We start from the raw sequence: 15,340 nt of genomic DNA, 5'->3' as shown, positions 1-15,340 counted from the left end.
TAGGAAGCTTCACGTCATGCTCGCTGACAAGGACCGCATCTTCAAGAACCTCTACGGCCTCCACGACTGGGGCCTCGAGGGTGCGCGCCGCCGCGGCGCCTGGGACGGCACCAAGGCGATCATCGACAAGGGCCGCGACTGGATCATCAACGAGATGAAGGCTTCGGGCCTGCGCGGACGCGGCGGGGCGGGATTTCCGACCGGGCTGAAGTGGTCGTTCATGCCGAAGGAATCGACCGACGGCCGGCCGAGCTATCTCGTGGTCAACGCCGACGAATCCGAGCCCGGCACCTGCAAGGACCGCGAGATCATGCGGCACGACCCGCATCTCTTGGTCGAGGGCTGCCTGCTCGCGAGCTTCGCGATGGGCGCGCACGCCTGCTACATCTATGTGCGCGGCGAATTCATCCGCGAGCGCGAGCATCTGCAGGCTGCGATCGATCAGGCCTATGAGGCCAAGCTGGTCGGCAAGGACAACGTCAACGGTTGGCCGTTTGACGTCTACGTCGCGCATGGCGCCGGCGCCTATATCTGCGGCGAAGAGACCGCGCTTCTTGAAAGTCTCGAGGGCAAGAAGGGCCAGCCCCGGCTGAAGCCACCATTCCCGGCCAATGTCGGCCTCTACGGCTGTCCGACCACGGTCAACAACGTCGAGTCGATCGCGGTGGCGCCGGACATTCTGCGGCGCGGTGCGGCGTGGTTCGCCGCCATCGGCCGGCCCAACAATGTCGGCACCAAGCTGTTTTGTATTTCCGGCCATGTCGAGCGGCCCTGCAACGTCGAAGAGGCGATGGGGATCCCGTTCCGCGAATTGATTGAGCGCCATTGCGGCGGCATCCGCGGCGGCTGGGACAATCTCAAGGCCGTGATCCCCGGCGGCTCCTCGGTGCGCATGGTGCCGGCCGAGCAGATCATCGATACGCCGATGGATTTCGACAGTCTCGGCAAATTGCGCTCCGGCCTCGGCACTGCCGCTGTGATCGTGATGGACAAGTCGACCGACCTGATCCGGGCGATCGCGCGGATCTCCTATTTCTACAAGCACGAGAGCTGCGGCCAGTGCACGCCATGCCGCGAAGGCACGGGGTGGATGTGGCGGGTGCTGACGCGCATGGCCGAGGGCCGTGCCCACAAGCGCGAGATCGACATGCTGTTGGAAGTGTCCAAGCAGGTCGAAGGCCACACCATCTGCGCGCTCGGCGACGCCGCGGCCTGGCCGATCCAGGGCCTGATCGCGCATTTCCGTCACGAGATCGAGGCGCGCATCGACGAATATTCGCACAAGGCGGACGTTGACGATGTCGGCGTGCGCGATCCCGCGCACATGGTCGCGGCGGAGTAGTTACGATGGCAATGACCAAACTCATCGTCGACGGCAAAGAGATCGAGGTTCCCGCGGAATACACGCTGCTGCAGGCGTGCGAAGCTGCCGGCGCGGAAATTCCCCGCTTTTGCTACCACGAGCGGCTGTCGATCGCCGGCAATTGCCGGATGTGCCTAGTCGAGGTGAAGGGCGGCCCGAAGCCGGTCGCGAGCTGCGCCTGGGGCGTGCGCGATTGCCGGCCCGGCCCCAAGGGCGAGCCGCCGGAAATCTCGACCCGCTCGCCGATGGTGAAAAAGGCGCGCGAAGGCGTGATGGAATTCCTGCTGATCAACCATCCCCTGGATTGCCCGATCTGCGATCAGGGCGGCGAATGCGACCTGCAGGACCAGGCGATGGGCTACGGCGTCGACACCAGCCGTTTTGCCGAGAACAAGCGCGCGGTCGAGGACAAGTATCTCGGCGCGCTGGTCAAGACCTCGATGAACCGCTGCATCCAGTGCACGCGTTGCGTCCGTTTCTCCGCCGAAGTCTGCGGCGCGCCGGAGATGGGCGCAACCGGTCGCGGCGAGGATATGGAGATCACGACCTATCTGGAATCGGCGTTGACCTCCGAACTGCAGGGCAACCTCGTCGACATCTGTCCGGTCGGCGCGCTGACCTCGAAGCCCTATGCGTTCGCCGCACGGCCCTGGGAACTCGGCAAGACCCAGTCGATTGATGTGATGGACGGCGTCGGCTCGGCGATCCGGGTCGACACCCGCGGCCGCGAGGTGATGCGGATCCTGCCGCGCGTCAACGAGGCGGTGAACGAGGAGTGGATTTCCGACAAGACCCGCCATGTCGTTGATGGCCTGCGCACGCAGCGGCTCGACCGGCCCTATGTCAGGGAGAACGGCAAGCTGCGCGCGGCGTCGTGGCCGGAGGCCTTCGCGGCGATTGCCGCCAAGGCCGGCCGCATCGACGGCAAGCGGATCGGCGCCATCGCGGGCGATCTGGCCGCGGTGGAAGAGATGTTCGCGCTGAAGGAGCTGCTGGCGAAATGCGGCTCCGCCAATCTCGCGGTACAGGGCGGCGATGGCTTCGACGTCAAGGCGGGCCGCGCCTCCTATATCTTCAATCCGAGCATTGCCGGGATCGAGCAAGCCGACGCATTGCTGATCGTGGGCTCGAACCCGCGCAAGGAGGCGGCGCTGCTCAATGCGCGCATCCGCAAGCGCTGGCGCACCGGCCAGCTCAAGGTCGGCGTGATCGGCGCCAAGGCCGATCTCACCTACACTTACGATTATCTCGGCGCGGGCACGGATTCGCTCGGCGAACTCGCCGCCGGCAAGCATGCCTTCTCAAGCGTGCTGAAGGACGCCAAGAACCCGATCGTGCTGGTCGGCGCCGGCGTGGCAGCGCGGCATGACGGCGCGGCCGTCCTCGCAGCGGCCGCCAAGCTTGCGCTCGATGTCGGCGCGGTCAAGGACGGCTGGAACGGTTTCGGCATCCTGCACGACACCGCCTCGCGGGTCGGCGCGCTCGATATCGGCTTTGCTGCCGGTGCCGGCGGCCTCAGCGCGGCGCAGATGGCGACGTTCGGCACGCTCGACGTGCTGTTCCTGCTCGGCGCCGATGACGTCAAGGTGCCGGACGGTACCTTCGTGGTCTACATCGGCACCCATGGCGACCGCGGCGCGCATCGCGCCGACGTGATCCTGCCGGGGGCGGCCTATACCGAAAAATCCGGCATCTACGTCAACACCGAGGGCCGGGTGCAGATGGCCAACCGCGCGGCATTCCCGCCGGGGGAGGCGCGAGAGGATTGGGCGATCATCCGCGCGCTGTCGGACGTGCTGGCCAGGAAGCTGCCCTACGATTCGCTTGCCGCGCTGCGGCAGGCGATGTTCAAGGCGGTGCCGCACCTGATGCGCATCGACCAGATCGAGGCCGGCAAGGCGGATGACGTCAAGAAGCTCGCGGGCAAGGGCGGCAGTGTCGAGAAGGCGCCGTTCAGGATTACCGTTGAGGATTTTTACCTGACCAACCCGATCGCGCGTGCGTCGGCGGTCATGGCGGAATGTTCCCGCCTGGCCTCCGGTCAGATGCTGACGGCGGCGGAGTGAGCTGATGGCTGAATTTTTAGCAAGCGGATTCTGGACCGGCTTCCTGTGGCCGCTGATCGTCATGCTGGCGCAGAGCGTGCTGCTGCTCGTGGTGCTCCTGATCGCGATCGCCTACATCCTTCTGGCCGACCGCAAGATCTGGGCGGCGGTGCAGATCCGGCGCGGACCCAATGTGGTCGGGCCCTGGGGCCTGTTACAGTCATTTGCCGATCTCCTGAAGTTCGTGCTGAAGGAGCCGATCATCCCCTCCGGCGCCAACAAGGGCGTGTTCCTGCTGGCGCCGCTGGTGAGCTGCGTGCTGGCGCTGGCGGCCTGGGCGGTGATCCCGATGGATCTCGGCTGGGTGATCTCCGACATCAATGTCGGCGTGCTCTATATTTTTGCGATCTCGTCGCTGTCGATCTACGGCATCATCATGGCCGGCTGGTCGTCGAACTCGAAATACCCGTTTCTCGCGGCACTTCGCTCGGCGGCGCAGATGGTGAGCTACGAAGTCTCGATCGGCTTCGTCATCATCACGGTGCTGCTGTGCGCGGGCTCGCTCAATCTGTCGGCCGTGGTCGAGGCGCAGAATGCCCATGGGCTCGCCAGCCTGATCGGCCTGCCCAAGCTGACGTTCCTGAACTGGTACGTGTGGCCGCTGTTCCCGATGTTCGTGATTTTCTACGTTTCGGCGCTGGCGGAAACTAACCGCCCGCCGTTCGATCTGGTGGAAGCCGAATCCGAACTGGTCGCGGGCTTCATGGTCGAATACGGCTCGACGCCGTATCTGTTGTTCATGCTCGGCGAATACGTCGCGATCACCACGATGTGCGCGATGGCCGCGATCCTGTTCCTGGGCGGCTGGCTGCCGCCGGTCGCGGTGGTGCCGTTCACCTGGGTACCCGGCGTGATCTGGTTCACGCTCAAGGTATTTTTCATGTTCTTCCTGTTTGCGATGGCGAAGGCGATCGTGCCGCGCTACCGCTACGATCAGTTGATGCGGCTCGGCTGGAAGGTGTTCCTGCCGTTGTCGCTGGCGATGGTGGTCGTCGTTGCCGGCGTGCTGCACTTCGCCGACATCGCGCCGAAATGAGGTCGCTATGAGTGTCAATGTAAACGCCACGGCCCGCTCGCTTCTGCTGTCCGAATTCGTGTCGGCGTTCTTTCTCGCCATGCGTTATTTCTTCCAGCCGAAGCCGACGCTGAATTATCCGTTCGAGAAGGGGCCGATCTCGCCGCGCTTCCGCGGCGAACACGCGCTGCGCCGCTATCCCAACGGCGAGGAACGCTGTATCGCCTGCAAGCTGTGCGAGGCGATCTGCCCGGCGCAGGCGATCACGATCGAGGCCGGCCCGCGCCGCAACGACGGCACCCGCCGCACGGTGCGCTACGACATCGACATGGTGAAATGCATCTATTGCGGGCTGTGCCAGGAGGCCTGTCCGGTCGATGCCATCGTCGAGGGACCGAATTTCGAATTCGCGACCGAGACGCGCGAGGAACTCTATTATGACAAGGCGAAACTGCTCGCCAATGGTGACCGCTGGGAGCGCGAGATTGCGAAATCAATCGAACTCGATGCGCCGTACCGGTGAGGTGAGGGCATGATCCTTCCAGCGCTGTTCTTCTATCTGTTCGCCGGCATCTGCGTTGCCTCGGCGGTGATGGTGATTGTGTCGCGCAATCCCGTGCACTCCGTGCTGTATCTGATCCTGGCCTTCGTCAACGCATCCGGGCTGTTCGTGCTGATGGGTGCCGAATTCCTGGCGATGATCCTGGTCGTGGTCTACGTCGGCGCCGTCGCGGTGCTGTTCCTGTTCGTGATCATGATGCTCGACGTCGACTTCGCCGAACTGCGCGAGGGCTTCCTTGAATACCTGCCGATAGGCCTCGTGATCGGCGCGATCTTCCTCGCCGAACTGCTGCTGGTTGGCGGCGGCTGGGTCATCAGCCCCAATGTCGCGAAGTCGATCACGGCGGCGATCCCGGCCAATGTCAGCAACACCGAGGCGCTCGGGCTCGTGCTGTATACGAAGTACATCCACTACTTCCAGATCGCCGGCATGGTGCTGCTGGTGGCGATGATCGGCGCCATCGTGCTGACGCTGCGCCACAAGGTCAGCGTCAAGCGGCAGGACATCAACGTGCAGAACGCGCGGACGCCCGAGCTTGCCATGAGCGTGCGCAAGGTGGCCTCGGGGCAGGGCCTGCAGGACGCGGACGCTGCGGAGTGGGTGAAATGACGATCGGTCTCGGACACTACCTCGCAGTCGGAGCGATCCTGTTCACGCTCGGGATTCTCGGCATCTTTCTCAACCGCAAGAACATCATCGTCATCCTGATGTCGATCGAGCTGATCCTGCTCGCGGTCAACATCAACCTGGTGGCGTTCTCGACCTTCCTCGGCGACATCGTCGGGCAGGTATTTGCACTGCTGGTGCTTACGGTGGCCGCGGCGGAAGCGGCGATCGGGCTCGCGGTGCTGGTGGTGTATTTCCGCAACCGCGGCTCGATCGCGGTTGAAGACGTCAATCTGATGAAGGGTTAACGCGCCAAATGATCCAGGCAATCGTCTTTCTGCCGCTGATCGGCGCGATTCTCGCGGGCCTGATCTCCATCTTCGGTGCGCATGCGCGCAACCCGAGCGGCGACACGGTCGAGCATCATGATGACGGGCACGGTCATGGCGCCGACGCCCATGCGCCGGATGCGCATGGCGACCACGGCCACGACGACCATCATGCGGCCGAGCCGGCGGCGGCGGGGTCGCGGGCGGCCGAACTGATCACGACCGGCCTGCTGCTGGTCTCGGCCGGCCTGTCCTGGGTCGCCTTGGTCGACGTCGGCTTCATGCATCATGACGCGCGGATCGCGCTGTTCTCCTGGATCAATTCCGGCGACCTGCAGGTAGCGTGGTCGCTGCGGGTCGATACGCTGACCGCCGTGATGCTGGTGGTGGTCAACACCGTGTCGTCGCTCGTGCACCTCTATTCGATCGGCTACATGGACGAGGATCCGTACCGGCCGCGGTTCTTTGCCTATCTTTCGCTGTTCACCTTCGCGATGCTGATGCTGGTGACCGCGGACAACCTGGTGCAGATGTATTTCGGCTGGGAGGGCGTCGGTCTCGCCAGTTACCTCCTGATCGGGTTCTGGTACCAGAAGCCGTCGGCGAACGCCGCCGCCATCAAGGCCTTCGTGGTCAATCGGGTCGGCGATTTCGGCTTCGCGCTCGGCATCTTCGCAATCTTCATGCTGGTCGGCTCGACCGATTTCGAGACCATCTTCGCCGGCGCGCCGGCGCTGACCGGCAAGACCATCAACTTCTTCGGCTGGCACGCCGACGCGCTGACGCTGACCTGTCTGCTGCTGTTCATGGGTGCGATGGGCAAATCCGCCCAGTTCCTGCTGCACACCTGGCTGCCGGACGCCATGGAAGGCCCGACGCCGGTTTCGGCGCTGATCCACGCCGCGACCATGGTCACCGCCGGGGTCTTCATGGTGGCGCGGCTGTCACCGTTGTTCGAACTCGCGCCCAATGCGCAGGCCGTCGTGATGTTCTTCGGCGCCACCACCGCGTTCTTCGCTGCCACCGTCGGCCTCGTGCAGAACGACATCAAGCGCATCGTGGCGTATTCGACCTGTTCGCAGCTCGGCTACATGTTCGTGGCGATGGGGGCGGGGGCCTACTCCGTCGGCATGTTCCACCTGTTCACGCACGCGTTCTTCAAGGCGCTGCTGTTCCTGGGCTCCGGCTCGGTGATCTACGCGATGCACCACGAGCAGGACATCCGCAACATGGGCGGGTTAAAGGATCGGATTCCCTTCACCTACATCGTGATGGTGATCGGCACCCTGGCGCTGACCGGCTTCCCGCTCACCGCCGGCTACTTCTCCAAGGACGCGATCATCGAATCCGCTTATGTCGCGCACAATCCGTTCGCGTTCTACGGCTTCCTGATGACCGTGATCGCCGCGGGCCTGACCTCGTTCTATTCATGGCGCCTGATCTTCAAGACCTTCCATGGCGAGCCGCACGATCAGGAGCACTACGAGGCCGCGCATGAGAGCCCGCTATGGATGCTGGTGCCGATCGGCATTCTCGCCGCCGGATCCATCCTGGCCGGGTTCCCGTTCAAGGAATTGTTCGCCGGCCACGGCGTGGCGGAATTCTTCCGCGAATCCGTCAAGATGCATCCGCACATCATCGACGAGATGCACCACATCCCGCAGACCATCGCGTTCCTGCCGACGGTGATGATGGCGCTGGGATTCGTGGTGTCGTGGCTGTTCTATATCCGCCGGCCCTACCTCCCGGTCGAACTCGCCAGCCAGCACCAGGTGCTCTACCGGTTCCTGCTCAACAAATGGTATTTCGACGAGCTCTACGATTTCATCTTCGTGGGCCCGGCGAAGTGGCTCGGCCGCTTCCTGTGGAAGAAGGGCGACGGCTACGTGATCGACGGCTTCGGCCCCGATGGCGTGTCGGCGCGGGTGCTCGATATCACCCGTAACGTGGTGAAGATCCAGACCGGCTATCTCTATCACTACGCTTTCGCGATGCTGATCGGGGTCGCAGGCCTGATCACCTGGTTCATGTTCGGCGCGGGAGCCCAGTGATGACAACCTGGCCCATTCTTTCCGTTGTCACCTTCCTGCCGGTGGTCGGCGCGGCACTGGTCTATCTGAGCCGCGGCGACGACGAGGCCGCGCGGCGCAATTCGCGCTGGATCGCGCTGTGGACCACGGTGATCACCTTTGTCGTGTCGCTGATCCTGGTCTGGCGTTTCGATCCCGCCCAGCCGGATTTCCAGTTCGTCGAAAAGGCGCCATGGCTCGCCAATACCATCACCTATCACATGGGCGTCGACGGCATTTCGCTGCCGTTCGTGATCCTGACAACTGCATTGATGCCGTTCTGCATCCTCGCGAGCTGGAAATCGGTCACCGTGCGGGTGCGCGAATACATGATGGCGTTCCTGCTGCTGGAGACGCTGATGGTCGGCACCTTCGCCGCGCTCGACCTCGTGCTGTTCTATTTGTTCTTCGAGGGCGGCCTGATCCCGATGTTCCTGATCATCGGGGTGTGGGGCGGACCGCGCCGGGTCTATGCTTCCTTCAAGTTCTTCCTCTACACGCTGCTCGGCTCGGTCCTGATGCTGCTGGCGATCATGGCGCTGTACTGGAATGCCGGTACCACCGATATCCCGACCCTGATGCACACCGCCGTGCCGCGGTCGCTGCAAACCTGGGCGTGGCTGGCGTTCTTTGCTTCCTTTGCGGTGAAGATGCCGATGTGGCCGGTCCATACCTGGCTGCCGGACGCGCACGTCGAGGCGCCGACCGCGGGGTCGGTGATCCTGGCCGCGATCCTCCTGAAGATGGGCGGCTACGGCTTCCTGCGCTTCTCGCTGCCGATGTTCCCGCTGGCGTCGCATGATTTCGCGCCGCTGATCTTCACGCTCTCGGTCGTCGCCATCATCTACACCTCGCTGGTGGCCCTGATGCAGGAAGACATCAAGAAGCTGATCGCATACTCGTCGGTCGCCCATATGGGGTTCGTCACCATGGGCATTTTCGCCGGCACCACCCAGGGCGTCGCCGGCGGCGTGTTCCAGATGGTGTCGCACGGCATCGTCTCGGGCGCGCTGTTCCTCTGCGTCGGCATCGTCTACGACCGAATGCACACCCGCGAGATCGCGGCCTATGGCGGTCTGGTCAATCGAATGCCGCTCTACGCGCTGGTGTTCATGGTGTTCACCATGGCCAATGTCGGCTTGCCCGGCACCTCCGGCTTCGTCGGCGAGTTCATGACGCTGATCGGCACCTTTAAGGTCTCGATCCCGACCGCGACCGCGGCGACGTTCGGCGTCATCCTGTCGGCGGCCTATGCGCTGTGGCTCTATCGCAAGGTGGTGTTTGGCGCGCTGACCAAGCCGACCCTCGCCAGCATCAAGGATCTCACCTTCCGCGAGAGTCTGATTCTGATGCCGCTGGTGGCGCTCACGATCCTGTTCGGCGTCTATCCGAAGCCGGTGCTCGACATGTCGGCGTCGTCGGTGCAGCAACTCGTCAACAACTACAACACCGCAGTGACTGCCGTTAAGGCAGCCGCGCTGCTGCAGTAAGGCCTTAGACATGAGCTTCCAGAGTGCAGGATATCAACTGCTGCCCGTGCTGCCGGAGCTGGTGCTCGCCGTCGGCGCCATGGTGCTGCTGATGCTAGGTGCCTATCGCGGGCAGGAGACGACGCGGCTCGTCACCGGCCTTGCGGTCTGTCTGCTGGTCCTGACCGGCGTGCTGGAACTGACACTGCCGGCCGGCAGGCTCACGACCTTCGGCGGCAGTTTCATCGTCGACGACTTCGCCCGCTTCATGAAGATATTGGTGCTGATCGGCTCGGCGGCGACGCTGATTCTCTCGGTGGAGTTTCTGGCCGACCCGTCCCGGCGCATCTTCGAATATTCGATCCTGGTGCTGCTCTCGACGCTCGGCATGATGGTGCTGGTCTCGGCCGGCGACCTGATCATGCTCTATCTCGGGCTTGAACTGATGTCGCTCGCGCTCTACGTGGTCGCCGCCAGCAACCGCGACAACGCGAAGTCGACCGAGGCCGGCCTGAAATATTTCGTCCTCGGCGCGCTGTCGTCGGGCATGCTGCTGTACGGCGCCTCGCTGATCTACGGGTTCACCGGCACGGTCGGCTTCGCCGGCATCGCGGCGGCGGCGAAGACCGGCAATGTCGGCCTGGTGTTCGGTCTGGTGTTCCTGCTCGCGGGGCTCTGCTTCAAGATCTCGGCGGTGCCGTTCCACATGTGGACGCCCGACGTCTATGAGGGCGCGCCGACGCCGGTGACGGCATTCTTCGCCTCGGCGCCGAAGGTCGCGGCGCTTGCCATGTTCACCCGCGTCACCCTGACGGCTTTCCCAGGCATTGTCTCGCAATGGCAGCAGATCGTGGTGTTCGTGGCGATCGCCTCGATGGTGCTGGGGTCGTTCGCCGCCATCGGCCAGACCAACATCAAGCGGCTGATGGCCTATTCGTCGATCGGCCATATGGGCTTCGCGCTGGTGGGGCTCGCCGCCGGCACGGTGGAGGGCGCGCAGGGCGTGCTGGTCTACATCACGATCTATGTGGCGATGACGCTCGGCACCTTCGCCGTCATCCTGACCATGAAGCGCAACGGCCAGAACGTCGAGAGCATCAGCGATTTCGCCGGGCTGTCGCGCACCAATCCGCTGCTGGCGTTCTTCTTTGCGATGCTGCTGTTTTCGCTGGCCGGCGTCCCGCCGCTGGCGGGCTTCTTCGCCAAGTTCTACGTCTTCGTCGCGGCGATCAAGGCCGGGATGTTCACGCTGTCCGTGGTGGGTGTCCTCGCCAGCGTGGTCGGAGCCTACTACTATCTCCTGATCGTCAAGGTGATGTATTTTGACGAGCCGCTCGCTCAGGTCGATCCGATGCGGATGGAACTGCGCACAGTGCTGGCGGTGGCGGGCCTCTTCAACATCCTGTTCTTCGCCTATCCGGGACCGCTGGTCAGCGTGGCCACGGTCGCGGCGAAGTCGCTTTTCTAGATGACATTCAAGCTCGGTCCTCGAGCCATATCGGCGGGTTACCGGCTCGCCACCTTTGACAAGACCGGCTCGACCAACGCCGAAGCGATGGCGCGGGCGCGCGATGGGGAGCGCGGGCCGATGTGGTTCGTGACGTCGGAGCAGACGGCCGGACGCGGGCGACGGCATCGTCCCTGGGTGGCGCCGCGTGGTAACCTCGCCAGCAGCATCCTCGAAGTCATCGATGTATCGCCGGCTGTCGCGGCGACACTCGGCTTTGCCGCGGGACTTGCACTGGAGGCGGCGCTACAAAGGGTAAGCGTCGAGGCGTCGCTGAGGTCAGCGGGATCGGATCATATGAAATACCAGCTGAAATGGCCCAATGACGTGCTGGCGGGACGGCAAAAGATTGCCGGCATCCTGCTGGAAGCCGAGGCCGTGGCCGACAATCGCCTGGCCGTCGTGGTCGGCATCGGCACCAACGTCATCGCCGCACCGGAGGGCACGCCGACGCCGGCGACGTCGCTGGCAGCGCTCGGGGTCCAGGTCGGCGCGGAGGAACTGTTCGCGGAGTTCTCGGACGCCTGGGTGGAGTTCCGCGGCCTCTGGGACGACGGGCGCGGCTTTGGCGAGATCCGGCGGCTTTGGCTGGAACGCGCGGCCGGGCTGGGACAGCCGGTCGCGGTGCAGGCGGGCGGCGCGACCGTCGAAGGGACCTTCGACACCATCGATGAGCAGGGTTGCCTGATCGTCCGCAAAGCGGACGAGAGCCGGGTTCCGGTATCGGCGGGCGACGTCTATTTCGGTTCGGCGGCGTCGGCGGGGGCAGCCTGATGGCGCGGCCGGATGAACTGACCTTTGCGCCGCTCGGCGGCGTCGGCGAGATCGGCATGAACCTGTCGATCTACGGCCTCGGTAACCGCCACCAGCGCAGCTGGCTCGCGGTCGACCTCGGCGTATCCTTCGGTGACGAGGAACATCTGCCGGGGATCGATCTCATCATGCCCGATATCCGCTTTCTGGAAAAAGAGCGGAAGAACCTCGTCGGCCTGGTGCTGACCCACGCCCATGAAGATCATTTCGGCGCCATCATCGACCTGTGGCCGAAACTGAAGTGCCCGATCTACGCGACCCAATTCAGCGCATCGCTGTTCGAGGCCAAGTGCAATTCCGAGCGCAACCCGCCGAAAATTCCGGTGACGGTGGTGCCGTCTGGCGGGCGGATCGATCTCGGGCCGTTCAATGTCGAGTTCATTCCGGTGGCGCATTCGATTCCGGAATCCCACGCGCTGGCCATCCACACCTCCGCCGGCACGGTGCTGCACACCGGCGACTGGAAGATCGATCCGACCCCTATCATCGGCAAGCCGACCGACGAGCGGCGGCTGCGCGAACTCGGTGACGCCGGCGTGCTGGCGCTGATCGGCGATTCCACCAACGCGGTGCGGGAAGGGCGCTCGCCGTCGGAGGCCGAAGTCGCCAAGACCATCACCGAACTGGTAAAGAACGCCAAGGGCCGGGTCGCCGTGACCACCTTTGCGTCCAACGTCGCACGGCTGCGCGCGGTGGCGGACGCCGCCAAGGCCGCCGGCCGCGAGGTGGTGGTGGTCGGCCGCGCCATGGAGCGCGTGGTGCAGGTGGCGCGCGAGACCGGTTTTCTCGACGGCGTGCAGAATTTCCGCGGCGCCGATCTCTACGGCCACTTTCCGCCGGACAAGGTGCTGGCGATCTGCACGGGAAGCCAGGGCGAGCCGCGCGCGGCGCTGTCGCGCATCGCCAATGACGATCATCCGCAGGTCACGCTGAACAAGGGCGACTGCGTGATCTTTTCCTCGCGCACCATTCCCGGCAACGAGAAGGCGGTCGGCGCCATCATCAACGGCCTGGTGACGCAGGGTATCGAGGTCATCACCGACCGCACCGATCTCGTCCACGTGTCGGGCCATCCGCGCCGCGACGAATTGCGTGACATGATTTCTTGGGTGCGTCCGCAACTCCTGATCCCCGTCCATGGCGAGGCGCTGCATCTGTCCGAGCACGCCAAGCTGGCGCGTGCCGCCGGCGTGCCCAAGGTCCTGATCTGCCGCAACGGCGATCTGGTCAAGCTCGGGCCCGGGGAGCCCGCCATCATCGATGAATTGCCCTCGGGGCGGCTCTACAAGGACGGCTCGATCCTCGAGGAGTCCAAGTCGCGCGCGGTCGTCGAACGGAAGAAACTGGCCTTTGCCGGCTGCGCCTTCGTGGCGGTCGCGGTGACCGAAAAGGGCGAACTGGCCGACGATCCCGAGGTTGATCTGGTCGGAATCCCCGAAAAGAATACTGCCGGAGAGATCATCGACGAGATCGTGTTCGACACCGTGGTGTCGACGGTCGAGGGCCTGCCGCGGGCGCGGCGCCGCGACCCCGACGCGATGGCGGAGTCGGTACGTCGGGCGGTGCGTGCCACGATCAACCAGCATTGGGGCAAGAAACCCCTGTGCTACGTTCACGTTCTGACGGTGTAGGATTTGGCGCGTGTTCCGCAAAGGCGGGGTACCGCTTTTGCGATCAGGACACGCGCAAACGCAAAGCGGAGGAGTTCCATGCTGGGCCGGCTCAATCATGTGGCGATCGCGGTCAAGGACGCCGAGAAAGCCGCTAGGATCTACGGCGCGGCGTTCGGCGCCGAGATCTCTGCGGCGGTGCCGTTGCCGGAGCACGGCGTCATCACCGTGTTCGTGACGCTGCCCAACACCAAGATCGAATTCATCCAGCCGCTCGGTGAGACTTCGCCGATCGCCAAGTTTCTCGAGCGCAATGCCGACGGCGGCATCCACCATGTCTGCTACGACGTGCCGGACATCGTCGCGGCGCGCGACACCCTGATCAAGGAAGGCGCGCGGGTGCTCGGCGACGGCGTGCCCAAGATCGGCGCCCATGGCAAGCCGGTGCTGTTTCTGCACCCGAAGGATTTTTCCGGCGCGCTGGTCGAAATCGAGCAGGCCTGACCATGGCCTATTCGATCTCAACCGCGCTGGCGATCTACTTCGTGCTGTGGTGGGTCACCCTGTTCCTGACGCTGCCGTTCGGCGTGCGCAGCCAGCATGAAGATGGCGAGGGTTCACCCGGCACCGATCCCGGCGCACCGATCAAGAGCCAGATGGGGCGCAAGCTGATCTGGACCACATTGATTTCCGCGGTCATCTTCGGCATCGGAATGGCGGCCTATCGTGCCGGCTACCTGAATATCGAACGGCTGTCGAAGCTGATGGGGTTTCCGCTCTGAGTGCTGGATTTCCGGGTGGGGGGAAGGAAATGACGTTTCAAAGATTGATTGTCGGGGTGTTGGTCCTGCTGATCGCGGGTCTTGCGGGCGCCTTCTACATGAACTGGAAAACCCTCACCCAGCTTCGGACCATGAAAGCCTTCGTCGAGGGCTATGTTTTTGCCGAAGCCGTGGCGGCCTGCGAAAGGGCCCAGAGCACCACCCCGTTCAAATGGAACGACGGCACCAGGACGTCGATCCTCGGCTTGAACTCGGTCAAGCTGGACAAGTACACGGTGATTGCGAGCTACACGCTGGTCGCCGACGGCGTCTATTGCGATTACGACCCGATCAAGAAGAAGGCCAATATCGGTTCGAATTTCCTCGAGCGGGATTGAGGACGTCAGGCCTCGATCTGCGCCTGGCTCTCGGCGACCAGGCGATCGATCTCATCCAGCAATTGGCGCCACGCGTTATCGACCTCCGGCGTCCAATCGTGCCCGAGGACCTCGCGCATCGTGTCGGCGACTACGCCGAAGAACGATCCGAACAGGTCGCGCGGCGTGCCGTAGGCGTCGTGCGACTGCACCTCGCAGCCGATCAGGCGGAAATGGCCGGTGCGCTCGCCGGCCAGGTCCAGCATCGCATCGATGGCCAGCGCCAGCATCGAGCCCTTCACCAGATCGCCGCCTTCGCTGCGAAACAACGATTCGGCTTCGGGGTGCTCGCGGAACAGGCGGCGATAGACCAGCGGCGTCAGATCCTCGCAACGTTCCGCGGCGAGCTCGAAACTGTGCTGGATCGGATTGGCCGGTGTCGTCGTGTCCATTGCGTTGCGATCCCGATGCGTCGGCGACGTCCAAGCTTCACGAAAGCCACTTCGCGAAAAAAAAGAGCAGGGCGCAAGCCCTGCTCTAAAAATTGTGTCGACCCTATTTCCCCGAAAATTTGGATTTGATCTTGATTGACGGGGCGACGCTGCTTGTGCGCGCCAGGGCTCCTCCCGAGACTTGGACCACCAGACTTAACCTCTCGGCCAGCCTGAGCCCGAACACGTAGACTAATTTTTTCGTCTTGTCACCAATTTCAGCAACGATTGTTCAAAATTCGAGCAATCTGCGAAATGATCGG

General features: G+C 63.8%; 15 protein-coding genes. 14 read left to right on the top strand and 1 reads right to left on the bottom strand.

Going from position 1 to position 15,340, the window contains the following annotated elements; translation table 11 throughout:
- Positions 1 to 16: 16 nt before the first annotated feature.
- The 14 genes from nuoF to KMZ68_RS14965 all read left to right on the top strand — a co-directional run bounded on the left by nuoF (position 17) and on the right by KMZ68_RS14965 (position 14,607).
- Positions 17 to 1,342: an NADH-quinone oxidoreductase subunit NuoF gene (gene nuoF, locus KMZ68_RS15030; RefSeq protein WP_215612066.1), complete on the top strand. Its 1,326-nt coding sequence runs from the start codon at positions 17 to 19 to the stop codon at positions 1,340 to 1,342.
- Positions 1,343 to 1,353: 11 nt separating this feature from the next.
- Positions 1,354 to 3,429, top strand: coding sequence for an NADH-quinone oxidoreductase subunit NuoG (gene nuoG, locus KMZ68_RS15025; RefSeq protein WP_215616350.1), 2,076 nt, complete (start codon positions 1,354 to 1,356; stop codon positions 3,427 to 3,429).
- 4 nt (positions 3,430 to 3,433) lie between these two features.
- Positions 3,434 to 4,504, top strand: a complete 1,071-nt coding sequence (gene nuoH / locus KMZ68_RS15020; RefSeq protein ID WP_215606482.1) for an NADH-quinone oxidoreductase subunit NuoH — start codon at positions 3,434 to 3,436, stop codon at positions 4,502 to 4,504.
- 7 nt (positions 4,505 to 4,511) lie between these two features.
- The gene (gene nuoI, locus KMZ68_RS15015) at positions 4,512 to 5,006 is read left to right on the top strand and encodes an NADH-quinone oxidoreductase subunit NuoI (RefSeq protein ID WP_215606483.1); all 495 of its coding nucleotides are present in this window, start codon (positions 4,512 to 4,514) and stop codon (positions 5,004 to 5,006) included.
- Positions 5,007 to 5,015: 9 nt separating this feature from the next.
- A complete protein-coding gene (locus tag KMZ68_RS15010; protein ID WP_215612065.1) occupies positions 5,016 to 5,654 on the top strand; it encodes an NADH-quinone oxidoreductase subunit J in 639 nt (212 codons plus the stop codon).
- Positions 5,651 to 5,959: an NADH-quinone oxidoreductase subunit NuoK gene (gene nuoK, locus KMZ68_RS15005; RefSeq protein WP_171581897.1), complete on the top strand. Its 309-nt coding sequence runs from the start codon at positions 5,651 to 5,653 to the stop codon at positions 5,957 to 5,959. The genes KMZ68_RS15010 and nuoK overlap by 4 nt, the downstream gene beginning before the upstream one ends.
- Positions 5,960 to 5,967: 8 nt before the next feature.
- On the top strand, positions 5,968 to 8,031 hold the full coding sequence (gene nuoL / locus KMZ68_RS15000; RefSeq protein WP_215612064.1) for an NADH-quinone oxidoreductase subunit L: 2,064 nt from the start codon (positions 5,968 to 5,970) through the stop codon (positions 8,029 to 8,031).
- The gene (locus tag KMZ68_RS14995) at positions 8,031 to 9,539 is read left to right on the top strand and encodes an NADH-quinone oxidoreductase subunit M (RefSeq protein ID WP_215612063.1); all 1,509 of its coding nucleotides are present in this window, start codon (positions 8,031 to 8,033) and stop codon (positions 9,537 to 9,539) included. Before nuoL ends, KMZ68_RS14995 begins: the two co-directional genes overlap by 1 nt.
- A 10-nt stretch (positions 9,540 to 9,549) precedes the next feature.
- Positions 9,550 to 10,986, top strand: a complete 1,437-nt coding sequence (nuoN, locus tag KMZ68_RS14990) for an NADH-quinone oxidoreductase subunit NuoN (RefSeq protein WP_215612062.1) — start codon at positions 9,550 to 9,552, stop codon at positions 10,984 to 10,986.
- Positions 10,987 to 11,799, top strand: coding sequence for a biotin--[acetyl-CoA-carboxylase] ligase (locus tag KMZ68_RS14985; protein ID WP_215612061.1), 813 nt, complete (start codon positions 10,987 to 10,989; stop codon positions 11,797 to 11,799).
- Positions 11,799 to 13,469 carry a ribonuclease J gene (locus tag KMZ68_RS14980; protein ID WP_215612060.1) on the top strand — a complete coding sequence of 557 codons (1,671 nt, stop codon included), beginning with the start codon at positions 11,799 to 11,801 and terminating at the stop codon, positions 13,467 to 13,469. Before KMZ68_RS14985 ends, KMZ68_RS14980 begins: the two co-directional genes overlap by 1 nt.
- 78 nt (positions 13,470 to 13,547) lie before the next feature.
- Positions 13,548 to 13,952 (top strand): methylmalonyl-CoA epimerase, encoded by a 405-nt coding sequence (gene mce / locus KMZ68_RS14975; protein ID WP_215612059.1) that lies wholly within the window; start codon positions 13,548 to 13,550, stop codon positions 13,950 to 13,952.
- A gap of 2 nt (positions 13,953 to 13,954) precedes the next feature.
- A complete protein-coding gene (locus tag KMZ68_RS14970) occupies positions 13,955 to 14,230 on the top strand; it encodes a DUF1467 family protein (RefSeq protein ID WP_215612058.1) in 276 nt (91 codons plus the stop codon).
- Between the two features lie 29 nt (positions 14,231 to 14,259).
- Entirely contained in the window at positions 14,260 to 14,607 is a 348-nt protein-coding gene (locus KMZ68_RS14965; RefSeq protein WP_215612057.1) for a hypothetical protein, read from the top strand.
- Positions 14,608 to 14,612: 5 nt separating this feature from the next.
- Here KMZ68_RS14965 and KMZ68_RS14960 read toward each other — a convergent pair whose 3' ends face one another.
- Positions 14,613 to 15,038, bottom strand: a complete 426-nt coding sequence (locus KMZ68_RS14960) for a globin (protein WP_215612056.1) — start codon at positions 15,036 to 15,038, stop codon at positions 14,613 to 14,615.
- Between the last annotated feature and the right edge of the window lie 302 nt (positions 15,039 to 15,340).

Origin of the sequence: Bradyrhizobium sediminis, assembly GCF_018736105.1 — a bacterium.
Lineage (GTDB): Bacteria > Pseudomonadota > Alphaproteobacteria > Rhizobiales > Xanthobacteraceae > Bradyrhizobium.
This window is presented reverse-complemented; position numbering and strand designations above follow the sequence as displayed.

Bases quoted from the DNA above. Each gene is read 5' to 3' on its own strand.
- nuoF (WP_215612066.1), top strand. From the start codon at position 17: ATGCTCGCTGACAAGGACCGCATCTTCAAGAACCTCTACGGCCTCCAC.
- nuoG (WP_215616350.1), top strand. From the start codon at position 1,354: ATGACCAAACTCATCGTCGACGGCAAAGAGATCGAGGTTCCCGCGGAA.
- nuoH (WP_215606482.1), top strand. From the start codon at position 3,434: ATGGCTGAATTTTTAGCAAGCGGATTCTGGACCGGCTTCCTGTGGCCG.
- nuoI (WP_215606483.1), top strand. From the start codon at position 4,512: ATGAGTGTCAATGTAAACGCCACGGCCCGCTCGCTTCTGCTGTCCGAA.
- KMZ68_RS15010 (WP_215612065.1), top strand. From the start codon at position 5,016: ATGATCCTTCCAGCGCTGTTCTTCTATCTGTTCGCCGGCATCTGCGTT.
- nuoK (WP_171581897.1), top strand. From the start codon at position 5,651: ATGACGATCGGTCTCGGACACTACCTCGCAGTCGGAGCGATCCTGTTC.
- nuoL (WP_215612064.1), top strand. From the start codon at position 5,968: ATGATCCAGGCAATCGTCTTTCTGCCGCTGATCGGCGCGATTCTCGCG.
- KMZ68_RS14995 (WP_215612063.1), top strand. From the start codon at position 8,031: ATGACAACCTGGCCCATTCTTTCCGTTGTCACCTTCCTGCCGGTGGTC.
- nuoN (WP_215612062.1), top strand. From the start codon at position 9,550: ATGAGCTTCCAGAGTGCAGGATATCAACTGCTGCCCGTGCTGCCGGAG.
- KMZ68_RS14985 (WP_215612061.1), top strand. From the start codon at position 10,987: ATGACATTCAAGCTCGGTCCTCGAGCCATATCGGCGGGTTACCGGCTC.
- KMZ68_RS14980 (WP_215612060.1), top strand. From the start codon at position 11,799: ATGGCGCGGCCGGATGAACTGACCTTTGCGCCGCTCGGCGGCGTCGGC.
- mce (WP_215612059.1), top strand. From the start codon at position 13,548: ATGCTGGGCCGGCTCAATCATGTGGCGATCGCGGTCAAGGACGCCGAG.
- KMZ68_RS14970 (WP_215612058.1), top strand. From the start codon at position 13,955: ATGGCCTATTCGATCTCAACCGCGCTGGCGATCTACTTCGTGCTGTGG.
- KMZ68_RS14965 (WP_215612057.1), top strand. From the start codon at position 14,260: ATGACGTTTCAAAGATTGATTGTCGGGGTGTTGGTCCTGCTGATCGCG.
- KMZ68_RS14960 (WP_215612056.1), bottom strand. From the start codon at position 15,038: ATGGACACGACGACACCGGCCAATCCGATCCAGCACAGTTTCGAGCTC.